This is a genomic window from Photobacterium kagoshimensis (assembly GCF_050337045.1).
Classification (GTDB): domain Bacteria; phylum Pseudomonadota; class Gammaproteobacteria; order Enterobacterales; family Vibrionaceae; genus Photobacterium; species Photobacterium kagoshimensis.
In genome coordinates, this window is record NZ_JAKJSO010000019.1 from 121,666 (window position 1) to 137,594 (window position 15,929).

Annotated in this window: 14 protein-coding genes, 1 tRNA gene and 1 rRNA gene; 9 read left to right on the forward strand and 7 right to left on the reverse strand. The window is 44.0% G+C overall.

All coding sequences use genetic code 11. The features are described 5' to 3' along the window. Positions 1–73: 73 nt before the first annotated feature. The gene (fbp, locus tag L4C35_RS18035) at positions 74–1,090 is read left to right on the forward strand and encodes a class 1 fructose-bisphosphatase (RefSeq protein WP_428464196.1); all 1,017 of its coding nucleotides are present in this window, start codon (positions 74–76) and stop codon (positions 1,088–1,090) included. Between the two features lie 165 nt (positions 1,091–1,255). Beyond that, complete coding sequence (gene ppa / locus L4C35_RS18040) at positions 1,256–1,783, forward strand: inorganic diphosphatase (protein ID WP_428464197.1); 528 nt, start codon at positions 1,256–1,258, stop codon at positions 1,781–1,783. Positions 1,784–1,901: 118 nt separating this feature from the next. Here the strand turns inward: ppa and L4C35_RS18045 are convergent, their stop codons facing one another. Genes L4C35_RS18045 through tamA form a run of 3 tightly spaced genes read right to left on the reverse strand, consistent with a single transcriptional unit; the run spans position 1,902 to position 7,737 of the window. Continuing rightward, the gene (locus L4C35_RS18045; RefSeq protein ID WP_428464198.1) at positions 1,902–2,255 is read right to left on the reverse strand and encodes a gamma-glutamylcyclotransferase family protein; all 354 of its coding nucleotides are present in this window, start codon (positions 2,253–2,255) and stop codon (positions 1,902–1,904) included. 8 nt (positions 2,256–2,263) lie between these two features. Continuing rightward, a complete protein-coding gene (tamB, locus tag L4C35_RS18050) occupies positions 2,264–6,019 on the reverse strand; it encodes an autotransporter assembly complex protein TamB (RefSeq protein WP_428464199.1) in 3,756 nt (1,251 codons plus the stop codon). After that, a complete protein-coding gene (gene tamA, locus L4C35_RS18055; protein WP_428464200.1) occupies positions 6,016–7,737 on the reverse strand; it encodes an autotransporter assembly complex protein TamA in 1,722 nt (573 codons plus the stop codon). The genes tamB and tamA overlap by 4 nt, the downstream gene beginning before the upstream one ends. A gap of 165 nt (positions 7,738–7,902) precedes the next feature. On the opposite strand from tamA, the gene msrA reads away from it, so the two are divergent. Beyond that, positions 7,903–8,547 carry a peptide-methionine (S)-S-oxide reductase MsrA gene (msrA, locus tag L4C35_RS18060; protein WP_428464201.1) on the forward strand — a complete coding sequence of 215 codons (645 nt, stop codon included), beginning with the start codon at positions 7,903–7,905 and terminating at the stop codon, positions 8,545–8,547. Between the two features lie 32 nt (positions 8,548–8,579). Here the strand turns inward: msrA and L4C35_RS18065 are convergent, their stop codons facing one another. After that, positions 8,580–8,789, reverse strand: coding sequence for a DUF1107 domain-containing protein (locus L4C35_RS18065; RefSeq protein WP_428464202.1), 210 nt, complete (start codon positions 8,787–8,789; stop codon positions 8,580–8,582). A 279-nt stretch (positions 8,790–9,068) separates the two neighbouring features. Between L4C35_RS18065 and L4C35_RS18070 the strand changes: the two genes are divergently transcribed. The 6 genes from L4C35_RS18070 (at position 9,069) to L4C35_RS18095 (ending at position 14,022) form a co-directional block, all read left to right on the forward strand. Next, complete coding sequence (locus tag L4C35_RS18070; protein ID WP_428464203.1) at positions 9,069–9,620, forward strand: YtfJ family protein; 552 nt, start codon at positions 9,069–9,071, stop codon at positions 9,618–9,620. 191 nt (positions 9,621–9,811) lie between these two features. Then, on the forward strand, positions 9,812–10,519 hold the full coding sequence (zrgA, locus tag L4C35_RS18075) for a zinc uptake protein ZrgA (RefSeq protein ID WP_428464204.1): 708 nt from the start codon (positions 9,812–9,814) through the stop codon (positions 10,517–10,519). A gap of 41 nt (positions 10,520–10,560) precedes the next feature. After that, entirely contained in the window at positions 10,561–11,256 is a 696-nt protein-coding gene (locus L4C35_RS18080) for an ABC transporter ATP-binding protein (protein WP_428464205.1), read from the forward strand. Continuing rightward, on the forward strand, positions 11,253–12,512 hold the full coding sequence (locus L4C35_RS18085; RefSeq protein WP_428464206.1) for an ABC transporter permease: 1,260 nt from the start codon (positions 11,253–11,255) through the stop codon (positions 12,510–12,512). The genes L4C35_RS18080 and L4C35_RS18085 overlap by 4 nt, the downstream gene beginning before the upstream one ends. A 9-nt stretch (positions 12,513–12,521) precedes the next feature. Further along, the gene (locus L4C35_RS18090) at positions 12,522–13,007 is read left to right on the forward strand and encodes a DUF3299 domain-containing protein (protein ID WP_428464207.1); all 486 of its coding nucleotides are present in this window, start codon (positions 12,522–12,524) and stop codon (positions 13,005–13,007) included. A gap of 145 nt (positions 13,008–13,152) precedes the next feature. After that, positions 13,153–14,022 carry a TIGR03899 family protein gene (locus tag L4C35_RS18095; RefSeq protein ID WP_428464208.1) on the forward strand — a complete coding sequence of 290 codons (870 nt, stop codon included), beginning with the start codon at positions 13,153–13,155 and terminating at the stop codon, positions 14,020–14,022. 36 nt (positions 14,023–14,058) lie between these two features. Here the strand turns inward: L4C35_RS18095 and L4C35_RS18100 are convergent, their stop codons facing one another. The 3 genes from L4C35_RS18100 to rrf all read right to left on the reverse strand — a co-directional run bounded on the left by L4C35_RS18100 (position 14,059) and on the right by rrf (position 15,756). Then, positions 14,059–15,117: a glycosyltransferase family 9 protein gene (locus L4C35_RS18100; RefSeq protein WP_428464209.1), complete on the reverse strand. Its 1,059-nt coding sequence runs from the start codon at positions 15,115–15,117 to the stop codon at positions 14,059–14,061. A 380-nt stretch (positions 15,118–15,497) separates the two neighbouring features. Further along, positions 15,498–15,574, reverse strand: a tRNA-Asp gene (locus tag L4C35_RS18105). A 66-nt stretch (positions 15,575–15,640) separates the two neighbouring features. After that, positions 15,641–15,756 (reverse strand): 5S ribosomal RNA (rrf, locus tag L4C35_RS18110). Positions 15,757–15,929 lie beyond the last annotated feature (173 nt).

Sequence of the window (15,929 nt, forward strand, 5' to 3'; positions counted from 1 at the left end):
TACAAAATTGTCCAATAGAGACATTGTACCTGAGTTTTCAGCCCCCCATGACAACTTGATGCAAGGATTGTGTATGTCCGATATTAGAACCTTAGGTGAGTTCATTGTCGAGAAACAAAATGACTTCTCCCACGCCAGTGGCGAACTCTCTTCACTGCTTGGTTCAATTAAGCTTGCAGCGAAAATCGTAAACCGCGAAATCAATAAAGCAGGTCTTGTTGATATTACAGGTGCGGTAGGCTGTGAAAACGTACAAGGTGAAGAGCAGCAAAAGCTCGACCTATACGCCAATGATAAATTCAAAGCAGCATTAGAAGCACGCGATCAAGTGTGTGGTGTTGCGAGTGAAGAAGAAGATGAAGCCGTTGCGTTCAATAAAGAGCTCAACCGTAATTCAAAGTACGTTGTTTTAATGGATCCACTGGATGGTTCTTCGAATATTGACGTAAACGTTTCCGTCGGCACTATCTTCTCTATCTACCGCCGCGTCTCGCCAGTTGGTACCCCTGCGGTTGAAGAAGATTTCTTACAGCCAGGTCATCGCCAAGTGGCAGCGGGTTACATCATCTACGGTTCATCCACCATGTTGGTATACACCACAGGTAATGGCGTTCATGGTTTTACCTATGATCCGTCACTTGGCGTGTTCTGCCTATCTCATGAGAATATGTGTATCCCTAAAGATGGCCGTATTTACTCTATCAACGAAGGGAACTACATTCGCTTCCCTGAAGGGGTGAAAAAGTACATTAAATACTGCCAAGAGAGTGTGCCGGAAGATGATCGTCCGTATACCTCACGCTATATCGGTTCACTGGTTGCAGACTTCCACCGTAACCTACTGAAAGGTGGTATTTACATGTACCCAAGTACCGCAACTCACCCTAGCGGAAAACTACGTTTGTTGTACGAGTGTAATCCAATGGCATTTTTGATTGAGCAAGCAGGCGGTATCGCCTCTGATGGCGCTAATCGCATTATGGACATCAAACCAACCGAGCTTCACGAGCGTATTCCGTTCTTCGTCGGCTCGACCAATATGGTGCATAAAGTCGAAGCATTCATTAAAGAGTTCCCATCGACTCACTAGGTCTTTAGTACTACGAACTCAATAATTCAGTACAAGCTGTGTGATGCAGCTTGTACATCTTTACTGAAACACCTACAACCCCGCTCTATTTCGCTTCTTTTTCGCCATTGCTGGTTATACTTCTAAGCATGCAACATTGTTTTAACTCATTAAAAGGAATTCGTTATGAGCCTAAATAATGTCCCTGCTGGTAAGGACATTCCAGAAGATATCTATGTCGTAATTGAGATCCCAGCTAACGCGGATCCGATCAAATATGAAGTCGATAAAGACACGGGAGCCATTTTCGTTGATCGCTTCATGTCGACCCCGATGTTTTATCCCTGCAACTACGGCTACGTAAACGAAACCCTGTCGCTCGATGGCGACCCCGTTGATGTTTTGGTGCCGACACCACACCCACTCGTACCGGGTGCCGTGATCCGCTGCCGCCCTGTTGGGGTGCTTAAAATGTCAGATGAATCGGGTGAAGATGCCAAAGTGGTCGCGGTTCCACACAGTAAACTCAGTAAAGAATACGATCATATTCAGGATGTCGGCGATCTACCTGAACTGCTTAAAGCGCAAATCACCCACTTTTTTGAGCGTTATAAAGAATTAGAAGCGGGAAAATGGGTAAAAGTCGAAGGCTGGGGTGATGTTACGGCTGCCAAAGAAGAAATTCTAGCGTCATACCAACGCGCACAGAAATAATCGCACCAGTGACTCAAACCTTCATATCGGCACATAAACAAAGCCCCAAACACATATTGTGTTTAGGGCTCTACTTTATCGTTCTATTTACAACTAGCGGCTATGCATTAAACCAAGGCTAACGCTGGCACCAATTACCCGAGTTGATTAACGGCATCCCGTCTAACGAGTGCAAGTATAAATATACCCAAGCGTGACCATAAGGGCTGACAACCAATTCCCGTGTATACCCTGTTGGGTATTGTTCTAGCCGATCGAGCGCCTCAAATGTTGCAGTATCCACTTGGTAAACTTCGCCGTATAAGGCTGTCGCAGAGGATGCATCTGCCACCGCACCTGGGTAGGCGCCCAAATCATACAGGGCGTAACCCGTCGTAAGCTCTGCTTCACCAAGAAGTCTGGCATCGGCTAATAGGTGATGATTCGACTCACCTTGACGTAAAGTGCCATACACAAAAACTAAGCTCATCACCTTCCCTATTAATCAAATTCAAATTGATACAGTAAGTCGACCGCATTGTGTAAACCTGAAATGGCTTCAACGTATAAGTCAGTCATTAAGCGGTAACGCACTGTAAACTCACCCAAACTATTAAAAATACCAACGCCGTATTTCACCTGCAAGCCAGGAGCAATATAGCCACTGATTGTCACCTGAGAGTCATCACCCGACCCTGCAGTATCAACAGCAAGATCTTGAACCCCAAACGCTTTACCGACATCCCCCACTAGCTGGCTACTTTGTGCAAGCCCCATACTGATCAAGGCTGTTGTCATCGCGCTGCTGTTATCCCCTGACTCACTGTCGATATCCTTCCCACGCAAAATATACGATAACGCATTTTGCTGAGGCATCGCAGGATCAGAGAAAATATCAATCTTAGGTTCATCAGCAGGGCCCGTCACTCGAATACCTGCCGTCACACTATCTTCGATATTATCAGGATCACGGATCGCTTCCATCGACAAGTAAGGCTGATCAGCAGGGCCATTAAATAGGATCTGCCCTTTACGGATAACCAGCTCCTGACCAAATGAACGATAAGTACCATCCTTAATATTAACTTCGCCATACACTAACGGCTCATTATCTTTCTGACGTACATTCAGATCACCTTTCAAGTTGGCTTTTAGACCAAATGCTGAAATTTTCACATCATTACCAATCTTCACTAATACATTGGTTTTGATTGAAAACGGTATCGGTTTTTCTTTTTCTATCGGCTCTAGCTGATCATTGAGCAAGACTTCATCATCCGATACCGCAACAGCCGATTGCGGTAATTGATCGACCTTAATGCGTCCCCATGGAATACCAATATTACCGCTGATTTCAGCTTGTTTCGGTGATGCCGCGATCTTTAAGTGCGGCGACACTTTCATTGCTAGCATAGGTGGTACGCTCAGCGCGAGTTCATCACCATTCACATTAAGCTCGGTACGCCAGTTTTCTAACTCAGTCCAATCCGCCTTACCACGCAATAATAACTTTCCATCAGGCGTTATCACGTTACCGTTAATGGCGGCGCCAAAACCAGAGAAGGTCGCGGTTAAATCCGCTTGCTTAACATCTATCGGTGCCGTTTTACCACTGAGTTTTACCTTGCTGACACTCAAGCCACCATTTACAGCAGGGTGTAAAGCCGCTCCCGTTAAATGAATATCGGCATCCACCTGACCACCAAAGTCACGGAAATCACTTAACAAGGGGTGTAAGAAATCAAGCATGAAGCGATCAATCTTCACTTTGGCATCAATTTGCTGATCGGCAGTTAACTGCGTAACACGCGCTTGACCGCTAACATCACCGTTATCTTTTACCCCTATCAACCAATCCGCATTTAAGACATCGTTTTTCATTTCAGCATTGAGTGTAACTTTATCCCAACCAACATTCAGTGGCGGTTGAGTCTCATCAATTTGCTGCGAAACAGAGCCTGCTGGCATGACAACCGAGGCCTTTACATACGGTGCAGATTCTGGCGTCCAGAGAGCCTCAATGTTAGCGCCCACTTCCCCTTTAACCACTAATTCAGGTGGTAAAAAAGGCTTAATAATCTCGAAGTCAAATCGCTTGAGTGCAATTTGGGCATGACCTGACTTACCTGCTTCCAACGGCTCTGCTAAACATAAGCCAGAACTATTTTGCTGCCAACAATGCGCCGCAACCGTCGCTAATTCCGTTTTTAAGCTGTAGCCAATTGCCGTTGCTTGATTCAAGCGCCATGGTCCAACCGGAGTACCTAATTCTGCTTGCTGTAAAACACCTTGCCAGCCCAGCTTACGATCTAAGGCGCCGGTTAAACGTAGCTGTGCGCTTGCAGGCTCGCCATCAATATCCACGACCAACTCATGGCGCTTTTCCGTTCCCGCAAAATTAAGCGATAAGTTTTTTAACTTGGCATCTTCGTACTGACCATTTTCCGCTGTCAGTTCTATATCCGCATTTAATTGTGGCAACGGTGATACACGCCCCGTAAGGTTAAATGCTTGTAAGCTTGCTAATTCTTGCCAACCAAGTGCTTGGCCTTGTAAATCTAACTGAATATCAGGCTCTAGCATTTTGCCCGATAAGGCCACGTTACCAATAATAGAACCACGCACATCAGGTATGGATTGCGCTAAGTCTGGTGCATTAATGGTTGCTGTCATATCCCAATTTTTTGCCAATGAGCCTTTCGCTATCAAACCATTAGGCCCATGATTTAAAGACAAGCCATTGGTGACCAATTCAATATTACCGTTACCCGCAATATCTTTGGCCTCAAGTTGCCCTTTAAGCGCAAAGGTTTGTGACATCACATTACCGTCAACACTCAAGACAGGGAGCTTAACAAACCAGCCACCTTTGGTTGTCAGTCCACCCGATGTTTGTAGTTGCCCACTTAACTTACCAGGGACTTCTGACCACTGTTTGTCGGGCTGAATATCTGAAAATGCCAGCTGTCCCTGCCAAGTAACATTTTTCTTCCAGTTTGCTTTAGCTTTACCTGAAATCACCCCACCTAAAGTATTGATCTTCAATGACGTGAGGGAAACCTTGTCGATATCCCCCCGACCTTTCAAATTAACAGCCACCGCAGGCATCGGCTCGCCATCAACAGCGCTCTTTAGATCAAAGTTGAACCCCTTTAGGCTACCTTTCGCATTGAGCGATGTATCCGTTACTTCAAATTCAGCTTTGTTATCAATAGGCCACTGGATATGATGACTTTTTAACGACAAATCAAATGGCAGATTTGGATCAAGCGGTGCTAAGTCACCAGCCAAAACAGCATCGATGGTGCCTTTTAGCTTCGCATCGAGCGCTAGCTTACCGACACTTCCATCGGCTTTTAATGCTAATTGATGACCACTTAACGGTGCCATTGCAATATCAGCAACTGCATCGAGTGTCAGTGGGTAATCACCTTTCAATGACACTTGGGTCGTTGCATTCAAAACAGCTTGTGGTACATCGAGCAATAATTTAGATACGTTAACATCATGGCCATGTGCTGAAGCCACCAGCTCCAGTTGATTAACAACCTGCGGTGTTTCTCCTTTCAAGGTGAAGTTTTTCACCGTAAAGCGCTGAATATCAAAATCTAGGGGTAATAACACTTCAGGCAGAACAATGCTTTCCTGTGTTTTTCCTGACGTATCAACCACTTTTGGCGCTTGGTCTTGGCTTGTATCTGCTTTTGCTAGCGTTAGCTCAATATCTTGCCAATCCGTCGGCTTTAATGTCACTAATGAACCGACTAACTGAGCCGCTGTTGAAAAGTGCTGCCAACGGACTTTATTACCCAAAATATCTAGGTCAATATCATCAAGCAGCACCCGATCAATGCTGATCGGTAAGGGGAAAGTAATCGAGGCTGTCGTCGATTCCTCTTCTACTGGCGCTTCATCTGAAGAGCTTTCAGGTAAGACTGGCATTGAAAATTGCATCCCCGAAATTGCAAGCTCTCGCACACAAACCTCAGGGCTGAGTAAGCAACGATCATCCAGATCAAGTCGAAGACGGTTCGCTTGCAAGTCGATACCCTGATCTTGATAGCGAACATTCTCAAGCTGAAAGCCTCGGAAAAGTGTCCCTTGCGCACCTGAAATCGTTAACGCTGGCAGTGCTTTTTGTGCCCCCCACGCAGCCACCTTTACCCCAGCAGGGGTATATAACAAAGTAGCCAGTACAATAACGAGGAAAATAAGAATCGCGATAACTGCAATAGAAATACGCTTAAGCCAAATCATAATTCAGGCCCTAAGGTAAAGTGGAGCTGGATCCGATCATCGGATGGACGATCAAGTCCCCATGCTACATCAAAACGAATGGGACCCACTGGCGATGCCCAGCGAACCCCTACACCAGTACCACTTTTCCAATCAGGTGAGTCAATCCACGCAGAACCGTAATCATAGAAAAGTGCCCCCCACCAATCCCCATAAACACGGTATTGGTATTCAACGGAACTGGTTAGCATGTACTGACCTCCGCGAAGCTTATTACCATTATCTCTCGGGGCGATAGTCTCGTAACCATACCCACGAAGACTGTTATCACCACCAATGAAAAAGCGCATTGATGGCGGGACATCTTCAATACTATCAGCAACAATCGCACCACCATCAAGGCGCAATAGCCCACGATGGTTCTCTCCTGCACTGCGGATCCAGGCACTACGGCCACGGAAACGCGCCACACGCGTGTCCGAACCTAAATTAGGATCAGCATATTCAATCGAGATTAAATGCTTATCAGCCCATGTTGGCATCGCGCCACCACGAGCACGTGTTTTACTGTATGTGATACCAGGGATCAGCATGTTCAACACGCCTTTTTCATTATTACCCTGCTTATAGTCTTCCGTTAACCAACGTAATGAAGCAATACGCTTCCAGCCATGCTCTAACAGCCAATGCCGTTCAAGACCTAATGTTAGTTGAGTACTGATCGTGTCATGGTTGTCGGTGTAACTTAAGCCACCAACCACTTGGTAATAATCATTCAGTACATCATCGAGGGGGATTTTATAGGTGGCTTCAATTTTTGGCTGAACGGCCGAAATTTCTGTTTTAACACTCAGGCTATGCCCTGCACTATTAATCCACGGTTTTTTCCAATTAAACTTTAAGCGAGGGCCAGTATCGGTTGAAAAACCGATACCCGTTTCAATTTGGTTTCGCACCTGTGGGGCTAAGCTCACCTGAACAGGAATCGAGTTATCTTCTAACTTAGAGACATCACCGCCAACAAAAATTGAAGAGAACCAGCCTACATTGGATAAGCGTTGGTTAAATTCCCCCAATTTAGAGGCTAAATAGGGTTCATTTTCTTCATATGGGATCAACGACTGTAGACGGTCTTCATCGATCTGACTACCGGTAAAGACTGTGTCACCGAAGTTGTAGCGAATACCACTATCAAACGTGATCAAAATGAAAGCTTCACTGCGTGATGGCGCAACTTCCATCACACTCTTTTCAAACTTCGCATCAAAGTAACCTTTACGCAGAGCGAGACTGCTTAACGCGGATTTTAATGCTTCGTACTTACCGTGATTCAGTGGTTCACCTAACCCCATCCCACTGTTTCGCACTAGCGCGATAAAATCGATATCGTCTTTAGCCATCCCCCGTATATCAATATTACTGCGAGCAATACGGGTTTGTGGACCGGCATCAACCGTCACTGTTAGCTTACTATTTTTGCCTTCTTTCACATCATAATTAAAGGTCGGTTGGTAATGCCCCAGCGCTTTTAATGCTGACTTTATTTCATTTTCAAGTTGTTCTCGAAATCGAAGAGATGTGCTGTAATCATCCTCAGGGATCCCCTGAATATAAGCATCAACATTATCTTCAAGGCTATCACTCAACCCCTTGATCGTTAGATCCGTATTGGCACTAGCAGGAAGAGAAAATAGGAGAGCGAGAGCGGGAAAGGCGAACCGCTTATACAGTGAATTCATTCTTATTTTGCTTCTTTTCTAAAGTCGAGATCCAAGGGGCGCACAAATTATTCTGACAAACCACGCGCTTAGCCGCCAGTTTTTATTTCGCAAAAAATTGATCATTGATTGTGCCACGCAATTTCACTATTTTCTTTATACCAAGCAACATAAAAGGAAGTAATAATGTCGCTGACAAAACAAACCATGATCACGCAGGATACAGCGCTGATTGGCAGAGCAACCGCGATTACGCTAAGTCATCCACATGCAGTACTTAGCACCCCACTCAATGATGATATACCAACAGGCTTGGAGTCGTTAATTGTTGGCATGGGCTGCTTTTGGGGTGCTGAGCGCTTATTCTGGCAACAAGCTGGTATTTATAGCACAGCAGCTGGCTACTGTGGTGGCTTTACACCAAATCCAAGCTACGACGAGGTTTGTTCAGGGAGAACTGGGCATGCTGAAGTGGTTAAGATCATTTTTGACCCTAGTGCTATATCATTAAGCCAACTACTTGCACTGTTTTGGGAGAACCACGATCCAACACAAGGCATGCAACAAGGGAATGACTCTGGCACTCAGTATCGTTCTGCGATTTACACCAACTCTGACTCGCAACAAACCGAATCACTTGCTAGTAAACAGAGATATCAACAGGCACTCAATAGCAGCCAACTTACAGCAACTATCACAACAGAAATTCAAGCCGCGAGCACGTTCTATTTTGCTGAAGAATACCATCAACAATATTTAGCAAAACACCCAAATGGCTACTGTGGACGAGGAGGAACAGGGATCTGCCTGCCGCCTTCATTAACCACTTAGTACCTAACCGATACCCACATTGTCTGTGGGTATCAATACGCCTCTGCGGCCAGCAATTGAATTTCCTTATTCACTTCAGTCAACGCACTTAAGGCTTTTAAATCATGTGACTTCGCGGGTAATAGCCGTCCACAGTCAAACTCGAAGGCGCCAACCCCCATGATAAATAAACGCCCCCTAAAATAATTTTTCACATAACGGGCAATTTGATTTGGTCGATATTGTTTAAATATTTTCAGCATGAGTTCCTCTCTTTCACATAGCTATAGACCAACAGAAACAAAATTTGTTTCATTCATCTTGCATAAAAACCATGCAATTTATTCGCCAAAACATCCTGCTCTTGACGCTTTTTTCTTCCCGCAAACAGACTCTAGAACAAAATCATAATGCGATTCGCCTTATTTCTGATTATTAACTAAAAAATGAGTGACACATGTCTAATCTTGTTAACTGGTATAACCAGATTGACGTGCTTTTACTAAGATAATAAGGCGTCTAACTATAATCGGAAAAAAACAATGAATAAGAAGCTTATCATTACCTTACTCGCTGGCTTACTGCCAACATTGGCATCAGCTCATAACCTTGAGATTGGCCAAGCATTACCAAGTGTTGATGTCGCCGATAAAGGTGAGATTTTATTAGCCCAAGACAAGATTGCTTATCAGGCTTGGACAACAGCTCAACTAGAAGGAAAAGTAAGAGTTATTCAAGCAATCGCTGGGCGCAGTGCCGCTAAAGCAATGAATGCTCCAATGATCGATGCGATCAAAGCTGCCAACCTACCTGCAGAAAAATACCAAACAACAACAATCATTAATCAAGATGACGCGATCTGGGGGACCGGTGGTTTTGTCAAATCATCAGCCGAAGACAGTAAGCGCGAGTTTGCATGGTCATCGATGGTGTTGGATGCGAATGGAGACGTTCAACAAGCATGGGATCTCAAGCCTGAAAATTCAATGATTGCACTGCTTGATGCAAAAGGAACCGTGCTTTTCGCCCAAGAAGGTCAGCTTTCTGTACAAGAAATACAGCAAGTTATGGAGCTTATTAACAATAACCTGTAGCACTTCCTATTCTTATCAAGCCATACCAGAGAACTTAATGTAATGTTATAATGTCACACATTGTAACAGCATTGGTTTTGGCACAAAGCTAATGGGGAGCAATTGGCACTAAACATTTGCTCCTTACTTTGTAACATCCCCCTTGTTGTCACGCTGTGTTTATATCGTTTTCAACCATAGGGAAAGCAAACATGACGATCCGCCGTACTGTATTCGCCACACTCGTAAGCTCACTCATCACAGGGCAAGCTTTAGCACACAATCATCACGATGAAAGTGAATATCGTCAGCATGGCGCGCATGTTCACGGTGTCGTTGAACTCAATATCGCACAAGATGCCAACGCTCTACTCGTTGAAATTACCGCTCCAGGCGCCGACGTTGTGGGCTTTGAACACGCACCAAAAAATGATGAACAAAAGAAAGCGCTAGATAGTGCGCTAAAAACACTCGCTCAGCCGCTGCAATTACTGACATTCTCCACTGGAGCACAATGTACGCTAGTTGACACTCTCGTAACAGAAACCCTTACGGCCCATGATGATAAACATGCACATCATGACCATGATAGCCACGATCATGATGAACATGCACACCACGATCACGATAGCCACGATCATGATGAACATGCACACCACGATCACGATAGCCACGATCATGATGAACATGCACACCACGATCACGATAGCCATGACCATGATTGTAACTGTGATGGTCAACATGGTGAGTTTTCAGCGCAATACACTTTCAATTGCGACAACATCGAAACGCTAACAGACATGCAATCGGATTGGTTCAAGCATTTCACCTCTACCGAGAAAATCACAATTCAAGCAATTACAAACAAAGGGCAAAAAGCAGGTCAACTGACTCCAGCACAAACCCAGTTTACGTTCTAATGAAGTAAGAGGGGCTCACGCCCCTTTTTAGGAAACCAAGCATGACTGTTATAGATATTTCAAATCTCACTTTTCGCTGGGCTCGACAACACGCTGATATATTAGCCATACCTCAATTCACTGTGCAGCAAGGTGAGAAGGTATTTCTCAAAGGCCCAAGCGGAAGCGGAAAGTCGACATTACTAGGGTTACTATCAGGTATCAGCCAACCGACATCTGGTGAAGTTTCAATCCTCGGCCAAAAATTCAGTGAATTAAAAGCCACGCAACGAGATACATTCAGAGCGGATCATATCGGTTATATCTTCCAGATGTTTAACCTACTGCCATACTTGTCTGTACTTGAGAATGTAATGCTGCCTTGTCGCTTTTCCTCATTACGCCAACAACGAATTTCAACCAGCTTGGAGCAAGAAGCAAAACGCTTATTAACACAGCTTCATTTACCACACGATTGTCTCCACAAACCTATCAGTGAACTGAGCATTGGTCAGCAACAACGAGTAGCTGCAGCACGAGCACTGATGGGGCAGCCAGAGCTGCTCATTGCAGATGAACCCACATCAGCCTTAGATCAAAATAACCGCGAAGCCTTTATCGAACTGTTAATGGCTGAATGTGAACGCTCTAATACCACACTTTTATTTGTAAGCCATGATCAAACGCTTGAAGGACTTTTTGATCGAACCGTTGCACTCAATGACATCAACACTATTCACCAAGAGATAACATCATGAAGGCTATCTTACATTTAGCATGGAAAAGCCTGAATAACCGAAAAGCGACGGCGTTACTTACCATACTTACCGTTGCCATCTCAGTCACCCTGCTATTAGGTGTTGAGCGAGTAAGAACACAAGCTAAAGCCAGCTTTGCCAATACAATTTCAGGCACAGATCTTATTGTTGGCTCGCGCGCCGGTTCAGTCAATTTATTACTCTACTCGGTATTTCGTATCGGTAATGCAACCAATAATATCGACTGGAAAAGTTATCAAGACATCACATCACACCGTGCAGTAAAATGGGCAATCCCTATCTCACTGGGTGATTCACACCGTGGATTTAGAGTTATTGGGACGAATGGCGATTATTTTGAGCATTATAAATACGGTAAAAAACAACCTCTTACCTTCGCCCAAGGCTTACCGTTTACAGACCTATTCGAAACTGTCGTTGGCGCTGAAGTTGCGAGAAAATTAGACTACAAATTAGGCGATGAAATTATCATTGCCCATGGGATCAGCGATAAATCCTTTAACCGTCATGATAACTTGCCATTCAAAGTTGTAGGTATTCTCGCCCCGACAGGTACACCAGTTGATCGCAGCGTACATGTTTCGTTAGAGGCGATTGAAGCAATCCATGTTGGGTGGGAGTCAGGTGCTCGATTAGGGCCAACTCCAGAAGCAAAAATACTGCTACAACAAGAATTTAAACCCCATCAAATTACCGCCTTCATGGTAGGGCTTAATTCAAAAATCCAAACCTTTGCATTACAGCGCTATATTAATACTTATAGCAAAGAGCCCTTAAGCGCCATCATGCCAGGCATCGCCTTGCATGAACTTTGGCAAATGATGTCGATTGCAGAGCAAGCATTACTCATTGTTTCAGGTTTTGTTGTGATTGCAGGTTTATTAGGTATGCTTTCTAGCTTACTTACAAGCCTAAACGAACGTCGACGTGAAATGGCGATCCTGCGTGCAACAGGAGCAAGACCAAGCCATATTTTCTTTTTATTAATCAGTGAAGCAACCTTCCTGACAGCGCTCGGTATTCTACTTGGAACAATCATGCTCTATGGTCTGCTTTTCATTGCGCAACCATTTATCCTGACGCACTTTGGAATGTATATCGAGATCACGCCTCTAAATATTTATGAGCTAACATTGCTGGCAGTCGTTCAAGTTGCAGGTATCCTAGTCGGTATTATTCCTGCGATTCGCGCTTATCAACACTCGCTGTCTGATGGCATGACAATCAAGATTTAAGGGCACAACATGATAAAATGGCTATTAGCCTTATGCTGCACATTTCCATTGCTGGTACATGCATCAGAGCCACTGACATTAGACTGGTTAGATTTAGTACCAGAAAATGAACGTTCAATGATCAATGAACAGGGCATTGCTGCCTTTATTGATCACAGTGGTGGTAAAGCAAAACAAAGCCAAATGGGAAAAGTGCGCGAAGAACTCAATGGTAGTCAGGTAAAAATTCCCGGTTTCGTTATTCCTCTCGAAGGGGATGATAAAGCTGTCACCGAGTTTCTGCTGGTTCCTTATTTCGGTGCTTGTATACACGTTCCACCACCGCCGCCGAACCAGATTATTTATGTGAAATTTCCAACAGGTGCACCGATCCAACAGCTTTGGGATGTTGTCTATATTATCGGTGAATTAAAAACCCAGCATGTCAGTCATGATCTCGCTGAAGTCGGCTATCTGATTGAAGGTACCCAACTAGAAGAATACGATGACATGTAATCCCTCAATATAATCCACAAAGGCTAATATTCTGTATTAGCCTTTTTTCTACCAAGATAACCCCTATCTCAAAATACAAAATTCATTTCGCGATTAAGACTAATTACTGGTACAACAGAACTATTACTAGATTGAGTTACTCGACATGACCACCTCTTCAAATAAACCCGCCCAAGAGCTGACAATAAAAAGTACTCAGAGCACGACTGAGAAGACATCTTCGACCCGACGAAACGCCAAACAATACACAGAAGCAATAGCGAAGCTGTTTGTCGTCAATCACCTAATAACGGAAACGGAAGAATGTTCAATTGAACTACGGACTCAACAGCGGGAACAAAAAGAGCGTGAAGCTCAGCAAGCTAATCTAGAAAAGATACTAAAAATTGCTTATGACGTTAGCAATGAAGACAGTGCAAATATGCCTGATCCTGACTGGTTGGCACAATTCATGTCGATTGCAAAAAATATTCATAGCGCCAATATGCAAGCACTCTGGGGAAGAGTACTAAAAAAAGAAGTCACAGCACCAGGTAGCTTTTCGATCAAAGCACTGAACACTCTTAAGAATATGACAAAAAAAGATGCACATGCCTTTCAGCATGCATGCTCCCTTAGTTGTAGTTTTGGTACAGATCAAGGACGAAAACTACTCACTGGCGCAATTAGTCACAAAATGAGTCTGCTTGTCATTCCTAAGCGTGAGCAATCAAAATTAACTCTCGGGCAGTACCAACTCCCCTACCATGAACTTTTATCACTCATCGAACTCGGGATCATTCACGCATCAGAACTTGAGTCAGGCACTATATCTCAGCACCAAGCACTGCCTCTGAATTACCAAAACCATCATTTTAAAGTATTAGCCAACAGTAAAATGAGCACATTAACTTATTACCGCTTTACGCCAACGGGTAATGAACTCGCTCACTTACTGCCCGTTAGCCTGTATGAGGGGTATCAAACTGACTTAATTAACCTGTTAAGCCGATACTTCATGGTTGAATCCAGCTAAATAAAAAACGCCCTTAAAAGAGCGTTTATAAGTTAACTATTTCAAACCTAACCGAGAGTATATTGCGCTGACATCAATATTCTCAATGTCGGTTAAATTAACCGTATTAGCGCCAATACAACCATAGACAGTTGGATCGGTTTCTGTAAATAAACCGACGCAATTTGCACCTGCCGCATCCGCCAAATGCAAAGGTCCAGTATCAGAACAAATAAACATGTCACATTGTGCTAAAAATGCAGCTAGAGCACGCATATCCGCATTTTGATAAACTTGCGTATCGCCCTCTAAAGGCGTCTGAATATCAGGACTCAAGATTTCAACACAAATGGTATTTTCAGGATCGTAGTCTTTAAACTTAGCAACGATCCCTCGCCATACGTTGTCACTCAACACTTTAGTGCCCCTTGCCCCACGAAAATATGCAAGCACTCGAGCCCCACTATCTTTAGACAAATCACGTAAAGCTGTTGTTGCCGACTCTACCTCACCCTCAGACAAAATAATTTCATAACCATAGGGCTTTTCTAATTGATTGCCAATTCCCTCTAATATTTTTAAAGGCTTGAAAGCAAAGTGCCTTTCACAGCCATCTTCAGTAACAGCATGCGGGAATGCAATACCATTAATATCAGAGACAAATGAGGCTTTATTACGTCCATTCATCAAGGCTGAAGTAACGGCATCACCAACCGATTGATAAGGCATCAGTACTAAATCATAGTCCTGTTTCTTCAGCTCTTTAATACATTCTCTCCACTTAAAAATATCTTTAAAAGAAAAGTGAGAATAAAATATTTTGTCAATTGCGATATTTTCAAAAATCTTCCCTTGCCAAGGCAAATTCAAAACAAGGTCAATTTCAGCATTCGGGTAACACTTTCTAGTCTCATGCAGAAATGGTAATAAGAAGAACATATTACCGATGCGCTTATTTGTTCTAACAATCAATATCTTTTCAACGTCTTCAGGTTTGATCAACGAATCAACCATAATCTTTTTGTTATTGATAACTTGAAACAGGAGCACCTCAAGTTTCATCATTTTTTTTCGTCGATATTGATCAAATTTTCGCAGCGAGTCTTTAAAGCTCATCAAAAATTTCCCGTTAAAATAGAAGAGTTAAGATATTAAGCCCCATAATACGTGGATTACAGAGCTGCCTCCACTTAATTTACGGATTCAAAAGTACCTTATCTTATTGGGTGAATGAAACTACGTAAATGACACCGCTAGTATTATTATTCAAACGAAAAACCCAAGCAGCAAGGCTTGGGCTTAGATATAAAGTGGCGGAGCGGACGGAACTTTATATAGATAAACTGCCACACCGAAAATCAGCGCGCCCCTCGGCGTGATAGGCCGCTGCCTTCAAGGTAAAGAGGCTAACCAACTGAACTACCGCTGCCGCGCCATGATTCGTCAAAGTACAAACGTAAAAAAGCCCAAGTCGTAAGACTCGGGCTTAGTATAAGTGGCGGAGCGGACGGGACTCGAACCCGCGACCCCCGGCGTGACAGGCCGGTATTCTAACCAACTGAACTACCGCTCCACACGGTGATAAACAGTAACCTGTCTATCCGATACACGTCGTTCAATACGTATATCTAAAATTGAAGCCTGGCGATGACCTACTCTCACATGGGGAGACCCCACACTACCATCGGCGCTATTACGTTTCACTACTGAGTTCGGCATGGGATCAGGTGGGTCCATAATGCTATGGTCGCCAAGCAAATTCGGGTTATTCACCGCCATCAGGCGATAAATACAATCTGGGAAAATCTAACTAGTTTCAATATCGTTCTTAACACGCATTCAAGCGTTTATGGAGTCCGTAAAACCCCTTGGGTGTTGTATGGTTAAGCCTCACGGGCAATTAGTACAGGTTAGCTCAATGCCTCGCA

Excerpts from the sequence above, each read along its gene's own strand:
- fbp (WP_428464196.1), top strand. The coding sequence starts at position 74 with ATGTCCGATATTAGAACCTTAGGTGAGTTCATTGTCGAGAAACAAAAT.
- ppa (WP_428464197.1), top strand. The coding sequence starts at position 1,256 with ATGAGCCTAAATAATGTCCCTGCTGGTAAGGACATTCCAGAAGATATC.
- tamB (WP_428464199.1), bottom strand. The coding sequence starts at position 6,019 with ATGATTTGGCTTAAGCGTATTTCTATTGCAGTTATCGCGATTCTTATT.
- tamA (WP_428464200.1), bottom strand. The coding sequence starts at position 7,737 with ATGAATTCACTGTATAAGCGGTTCGCCTTTCCCGCTCTCGCTCTCCTA.
- msrA (WP_428464201.1), top strand. The coding sequence starts at position 7,903 with ATGTCGCTGACAAAACAAACCATGATCACGCAGGATACAGCGCTGATT.
- L4C35_RS18065 (WP_428464202.1), bottom strand. The coding sequence starts at position 8,789 with ATGCTGAAAATATTTAAACAATATCGACCAAATCAAATTGCCCGTTAT.
- L4C35_RS18070 (WP_428464203.1), top strand. The coding sequence starts at position 9,069 with ATGAATAAGAAGCTTATCATTACCTTACTCGCTGGCTTACTGCCAACA.
- zrgA (WP_428464204.1), top strand. The coding sequence starts at position 9,812 with ATGACGATCCGCCGTACTGTATTCGCCACACTCGTAAGCTCACTCATC.
- L4C35_RS18080 (WP_428464205.1), top strand. The coding sequence starts at position 10,561 with ATGACTGTTATAGATATTTCAAATCTCACTTTTCGCTGGGCTCGACAA.
- L4C35_RS18085 (WP_428464206.1), top strand. The coding sequence starts at position 11,253 with ATGAAGGCTATCTTACATTTAGCATGGAAAAGCCTGAATAACCGAAAA.
- L4C35_RS18090 (WP_428464207.1), top strand. The coding sequence starts at position 12,522 with ATGATAAAATGGCTATTAGCCTTATGCTGCACATTTCCATTGCTGGTA.
- L4C35_RS18095 (WP_428464208.1), top strand. The coding sequence starts at position 13,153 with ATGACCACCTCTTCAAATAAACCCGCCCAAGAGCTGACAATAAAAAGT.
- L4C35_RS18100 (WP_428464209.1), bottom strand. The coding sequence starts at position 15,117 with ATGAGCTTTAAAGACTCGCTGCGAAAATTTGATCAATATCGACGAAAA.